The 6,115-nt window shown below is 62.9% G+C and carries 5 protein-coding genes and 1 pseudogene; all 6 read left to right on the plus strand.

Going from position 1 to position 6,115, the window contains the following annotated elements; translation table 11 throughout:
- The coding region (locus EOA27_RS18005) for a DUF6537 domain-containing protein (protein ID WP_189562053.1) at window positions 1-1,385 on the plus strand (1,385 nt) is incomplete at its 5' end.
- A gap of 149 nt (window positions 1,386-1,534) precedes the next feature.
- Window positions 1,535-3,850, plus strand: coding sequence for an EAL domain-containing protein (locus EOA27_RS18010; protein WP_126079868.1), 2,316 nt, complete (start codon window positions 1,535-1,537; stop codon window positions 3,848-3,850).
- A 334-nt stretch (window positions 3,851-4,184) separates the two neighbouring features.
- On the plus strand, window positions 4,185-4,946 hold the full coding sequence (locus EOA27_RS18015) for a hypothetical protein (RefSeq protein ID WP_042645176.1): 762 nt from the start codon (window positions 4,185-4,187) through the stop codon (window positions 4,944-4,946).
- A gap of 143 nt (window positions 4,947-5,089) precedes the next feature.
- The gene (locus EOA27_RS18020; protein WP_082056395.1) at window positions 5,090-5,239 is read left to right on the plus strand and encodes a DUF3096 domain-containing protein; all 150 of its coding nucleotides are present in this window, start codon (window positions 5,090-5,092) and stop codon (window positions 5,237-5,239) included.
- A 149-nt stretch (window positions 5,240-5,388) separates the two neighbouring features.
- On the plus strand, window positions 5,389-5,613 hold the full coding sequence (locus tag EOA27_RS18025) for an aa3-type cytochrome c oxidase subunit IV (protein ID WP_042645175.1): 225 nt from the start codon (window positions 5,389-5,391) through the stop codon (window positions 5,611-5,613).
- 85 nt (window positions 5,614-5,698) lie between these two features.
- A pseudogene (locus EOA27_RS18030) lies at window positions 5,699-6,115 on the plus strand (NAD(P)(+) transhydrogenase (Re/Si-specific) subunit alpha); the annotation flags it as partial.

Here is a 6,115-nt window from a genome sequence, read left to right on the forward strand (position 1 = left end):
GGGCCGATCCGCTGGACGGCGTGCCGGCGCCGGCCGAATTCCGCATGGGCAACCAGGGCTGGGCGGCGATCATCGACGGCGTCGGCGGCACCGGCGTCGTCACCGTCGGCGCGGTGCTCGGCATGGCCGCGCATCTGGAAGGCAAGGGTTGCGGCATGATCGATATGGCGGGCCTCCCCCAGAAGGGCGGCTCGGTCTTCACTCATGTCCGCATCGCCCCGACACCCGAGGACATCCACGCCATTCGCGTCTCGGCCGGCAAGGCCGACCTTGTGCTCGGCTGCGACCTCGTCGTCTCCGGCGCCAAGAAGGTGCTGGGCGCGGTCCGCGAGGGCCACACGATCTTCCTCGCCAACACCGCCGAGATCATGCCCGGCGAATTCACCCGTTCGGCGGACTTCTCGCTGCCGGTCGAGCGGCTGAAGAAGGCGATCCGGGCCGCTGCCGGCGACGACAAGGCGCATTTCTTCGACGCCACCCGCACGGCGACCGCTCTGTTCGGCAATTCGCTCGGCGCCAACATGTTCATGCTTGGCTTCGCCTTCCAGCATGGCGGCCTGCCGCTTTCGGCTGAAGCCGTTGAAAAGGCGATAGAATTGAACGGCGAAGCGGTGGCGATGAATATCGCCGCTTTCCGCTGGGGCCGCCGCGCCGCGCATCAGCCCGACTTCGTACGTGGCCTGGTCGCTCAGACCGGCAGGCCTGCGCCCAAACTGGCCGAGACGCTGGACGATGTCATCGCCCGCCGGGTCGCCTTCCTCACCGCCTACCAGAACGCCGCCTACGCCAGGCGCTACGCCGACCGCGTGGCGACGTTGCGCGCCGCCGAGGCGAAGGCGATTCCAGGCTCGACGGTGGTGACTGAAGCGGCGGCGAAAAACCTCTTCAAGCTGATGGCGATCAAGGACGAGTATGAGGTGGCGCGGCTCTACACCGACGGCACTTTCGCCGCCGACCTCGCCAAGCAGTTCCAGAGCTACGAGAGGCTTGAATTCCATCTCGCGCCGCCGATCCTCGGCCGCCGCGGCAATGACGGCAAGCCCAGGAAATCGAGCTTCGGCCAGTGGATGATGAAGGGCTTTCGACTGCTGGCGGCGATGAAGGGCCTGCGCGGCACCGCCTTCGACCTCTTCGGCTACACGGCCGAGCGGCGCATGGAGCGGCAAGCGTTGAGGGAATACGAAGCCGATCTCGACCTCATCGCCGGCGCTCTGGCGCCGGGCAGGGTGGAGGCCGCGACCGCCCTGGCCTCCGTGCCGGCATTGATCCGCGGCTACGGCCATGTCCGGCAGGCCAGCGCCGCGAAGGCGGCGGGCGAGCGCTCGCGCTTGATCGAGCGTCTGGCCCAGGCTCCGGCGGAGCCGACGCTTCGCGCCGCCGAGTGACCGCGCCGGCGCATTGACGGCGCGCCAGAACTCCCGGATTCCCTGGTCTGTCCCGCCTGCTGCAACCCTCCGCAACCGGGGTTGAACGCCGTTCTAAGCCTTTCTTAAGGCGGGTGTGGCATGACAAGGCGTAGCGTTGGGCCAGCGGCATGGGTAGAACAAAGACCGAGAACATCCCGGCGGATGTCTATATCCAGTTCGTGCGGGCATTGTTCGACAACGCCGGCATGGTTGCGATCGGCGGCGTCTGCTACTGGATTCTCGGGTTCATGGTCTACCTGCGTACGCAGGATCTGCTTTATCTGACGTTGGCTTTCGTTCTGCTATCGGCCAGCCTCTGGCGGTACTTCAGCATCCGAGGCTTCCATAGAGCGGGCGGCACCATAGCAAGTGTCGCAGAGGCAGAAGCGATAGAGCGCAATTACATTCTCAAAGGCAGCGCGCAGGGCCTCGCATTGGGGTCATTCTGCTTCGTGTCGATCTACCTGCGTCCTGACCAATTTGCTGAACTGGCGTCGGTGTCGTTGTCGTTGACGACCCTGGTAACGGTTGTCGGACGAAGCTACGGGTCCATGCGCATGGTCCAGATTTTTTCCTTGACCCTCGTCGGGCCCGCGGCTCTTGCGCTCATCCTGCGCATGGATATGGCTTCTGTCGTCCTCGGCTTGATGATCTTCCCGTTGACGTTCGTCACCATCAACAGCGCCGACCATGTCCGCAACGTGCTCTTCTCCGCCGTCATCGGCCACAAGCAGGCCGGGAACCTGACGCGCCGGTTCGATCGCGCGCTCAACACCATGTCGCATGGCCTGGTCATGCTGGGGCCCGACGGGCGGGTTGCGGTGGCCAATGCCGAAGCCGCCCGCCTGATGTCGCTGAGATCGGGCGATGCCTTGCTCGGACGCTCGATCCACGGCCTTTTGATGCGGGGCGTCGCCGGCGGCATGCTGGCGCCGAAAGACTGCCGCTACATCGAGGCGCAGCTGACGCGCGCCCTGCGCGAAGGCCGCGACCGCAAGGTGCTCGTTTCGCTGGCCAATGGTCAGCATTACGAATTCTCCGCCCGCGAAGGCAGCCAGGAACTGGGCGTCATCACCTTCGAAGACGTGACGGTGCGCGTCGAGGCGGAAGAAAAGATACGCTTCATGGCGCGCTACGACAATCTGACGGGCCTGCCGAACCGCGCCTATTTCCACGAGCTGGTCCGTGAGGCCATGGCCTCCGGCGAGCAGGATCGGCTCTGCGGCCTCGCGGTGCTCGATCTCGACGACTTCAAGAGCGTCAACGACACACTCGGCCATCCGGTCGGCGACGGGCTGATCTACGCCGTGGCCGAGCGTCTCGCGGCGATTGCCGGACCGGGCATCACGGTCAGCCGCTTCGGCGGCGACGAGTTCATGATCTTCTTCGACCGCGTCGAGGACGAGAGCCATCTCGGCACCCTGCTCGATCGGATCTTCGCGGACCTGCAGGGCGAGGTGGACGTCGCCGGCCACGGCTTGCGCATCCAGGCCAGCGGCGGCGCGGTGCTGTCCAAGGTCAAGGACACCGAGGTTGATGCAATGATCGTCAAGGCCGACCTTGCCCTCTACAAGGCCAAGGAACTTGGCAAGAACAGCTGGCGGCTGTTTGAGGCGGCCATGGACGCCGCGTTCCGCAATCGCCAGCTGATGAAGGCCGATCTGCGCAATGCCGTGCAGGCCAAGGATCTGCGCGTGGTCTATCAGCCGATCGTCTCCATCAGCACCATGCGCATCGCCAGTTGCGAGGCGCTCTGCCGCTGGGACCATCCCGACCTCGGCCCAATCTCGCCCGGCGTCTTCATCCCCTTGGCGGAAGAGATGGGCATCGTTTCCGACATCAGCACCTTCGTGCTGGAGGCCGCCTGCGCCGAATGCGCCAAATGGCCGGCGCAGACCAGTGTGTCGGTGAACTTGTCGGCCAAGGATTTCCGCAGCCGCGACATCGTCCAGAAGGTCAGGGACGCCTTGGCCAAGTCGGGCCTTGCGGCGCACCGGCTCGAAATCGAGGTCACCGAGACCGCCTTGCTCGATGACAAATCGCTGACGCGCGAATCGATCGAGGACTTGAAGGCGCTTGGCGTGCGCATCGCGCTTGACGATTTCGGCACCGGCTACTCCAGTCTGAGCTATCTCCACAAGCTGCCGCTCGATAAGATCAAGATCGACCGCTCTTTCCTGGTCGATATGAACCAGAACCGGCAGTCGCTCGATCTGCTGAAGGGCATCGTCAGCCTGTCGCGGACATTGGGCCTTTCAGTCACCATCGAAGGGGTCGAGACCTTCGAGCAGCTGAAGACGCTGGTTCATCTGGTCAAACCGGACTTCGTGCAAGGCTTTCTGTTCGGCGCCGCGCTCAGCGCGTCGGGCATCGAGACGATGTCGAGCGTCACCTGGCCATTTGCCGCGGACCTGCATATCGCCGGCAAACGAACGGCCAGCTGACCGGATTTCCGGGCAAAGCGCAAAACGGCTTCCACTTCGCAGAATTACGACCCGTATTGAGGACCCGCCAAATATATTGGCCGCTCAGGACAAGTGTAGGCTGGGCGTGCCTCGGCGCTTTCGAAGCTCTGAATTCGAAATGACTTCGTCGATTATAACCGGTTGGCATTAGAGGGTCGCTCGCGTCGGGATTTGCTTTTCTCGCGCATGATCAGCGAAATTGGGCGACCGGCATTAAGGTTAACAAGAGGTAAATCAGCAATATCGAATTTTCAGCTTGTGTCTCATTTCAACTCGAATAGCCTTGGTCGCAGGCGGAATTCGAGGACTGACAATGGATGCTGCGAGGAAGAGTGCGTCGGCCGACGCCAGCGCGAGGATGGACTCCGCGCTCAACCGGTCGATGATGGAACTGCTGGATCATGTCGAATATCGCCTCATCACGGGGGGTGAAGATCAGGAGGCGATCTATCGGCTCCGCTACAATTCCTATCGGCGCTCAGGTATGTGTGGTCCGATCGCGAGCGGGATGTTCGAGGATCGCTGGGATAATCTACCCAACGCCTATCGGTTCGGTGTCTATTGCTATGACCAATTGGTCAGCACATTGCGTTTCCATTATATTACCAGCGCGCAGCCATACTCGCCTTCGGTCGATGCCTATCCCGAAGTCTTGCTTCCACGGCTCGCCCGCGGCGAAACCTTCATTGACGGAACCCGCTTCGCGGCCGACCCCGACAGCGCGCCGGCGCCGGGGGTGCTGCCTTTTCTGACGCTCAGGATCGCCATGGTCGCCTCCTGCTACTTCGGTCAGGACTCGGTGCTGACGCCGGTCAAGATGGAGCATTCCTCTTTTTACGTTCGTTACTTTCAGGCCGTGCAGAGGACAGAGGCTAAAGCATTTCCGGGCGTTCTTCCCCCGCTCGCACTGTTCGAAATACCGGCGGGCGAAAACATGCGCCTGACGCTCAAACGATTGCCGTTCTTCAGATCGACGCCGATGGAGCAGCGGCTGATGTTCGGCAATCCGGCCATCAACCGGCTGACGCCCCTCTCGATCGTGCCGACGGCGAAATACTATCGCGCCGCTGCCTGAACGCGGGCCATGAACCTTCTGCCGGCTGCGGCGTTAGCAAGCAATTCCAGGAAAGTGTGAGCGGTCTTCCGGCCGGAATTGCATCACGACAAGCTCCGCACCCGTCTGACGGGCGATCGCCTGTCGAATGAAAGGATTGCGACATGACCATTCATTCAATCGCGCTGACGCCGCTGATCTCGCTGATCGCCGGCGTGCTGATCCTGGTGATGCCGCGGCTCCTCAACTACATCGTCGCGCTTTACCTGATCGTCGTCGGCCTGCTCGGCCTTTTTCCCCAACTCGCCGGCTGAAGTCCCCCCTAGCCGCGCGGGCGAGGGCGCGCCGTTCAATTTCAACTTTCATTTGAGGCTGTTGTCGCAGGCTGTGCGGCAATAGCGCCATTGCTCTTGGTTCGGCTTTTCGCTATGTGCCTCAAAGGCATTTTCGAAGGGGTACTTCCATGGCTGATCACACGCCCGCCGGTCCGGTCGAGCTTGGCGCGCAGATGGACTATGCCGAGCACGACCGCACCTACAAGGCCTTCCTCGGCCTTGCCAAATACGGCTCGCTGGTCTGCGCCGCCATCCTCATCGCCATGGCCTTCGGCTTCTTCGTCGGCGGCTTCTTCTCAGGCCTCATCGTGTTCATCCTGATCACGGCCATCGGCACTCTCATTCTGCGGTAGACTTCCCAAGCCCATCGCCCTCGACGTCGCCGGACGTCCGGCCGACGCCTTGCGTAATCAAGGTTTCAGCCGAAAGGAACGTCCGGTGGGACAAATAGTGTTCATCCCTCGTGAGCTTGACCCGAACGAGCCGCGCGTCGCGGCCTCGCCGGAAACGGTCAAACGTCTGGCTGGTCTCGGCTTCGACGTGATCCTCGAGAAGGGCGCCGGTCTCGGCTCCCGCATCCCCGACCAGGATTTTGCCGCGGTGGGTGCCACGATCGGCAAGGCTGCCGACGCGTCAAAGGCCGACGTGGTGCTGAAAGTGCGCCGGCCGACGGATGCCGAGCTGAAGGGCTACAAGCCGGGTGCGGCCGTCATCGCCATCATGGATCCCTACGGCAACGACGCCGCCGTGGCCGCGATGGCCAAGGCCGGCATCACCGCTTTCTCCATGGAATTCATGCCGCGCATCACCCGCGCGCAGGTCATGGACGTGCTGTCCTCGCAGGCCAATCTCGCC

It is taken from the genome of Mesorhizobium sp. M2A.F.Ca.ET.037.01.1.1 (assembly GCF_003998075.1).
In the GTDB taxonomy this organism is placed as follows: Bacteria; Pseudomonadota; Alphaproteobacteria; order Rhizobiales; family Rhizobiaceae; genus Mesorhizobium.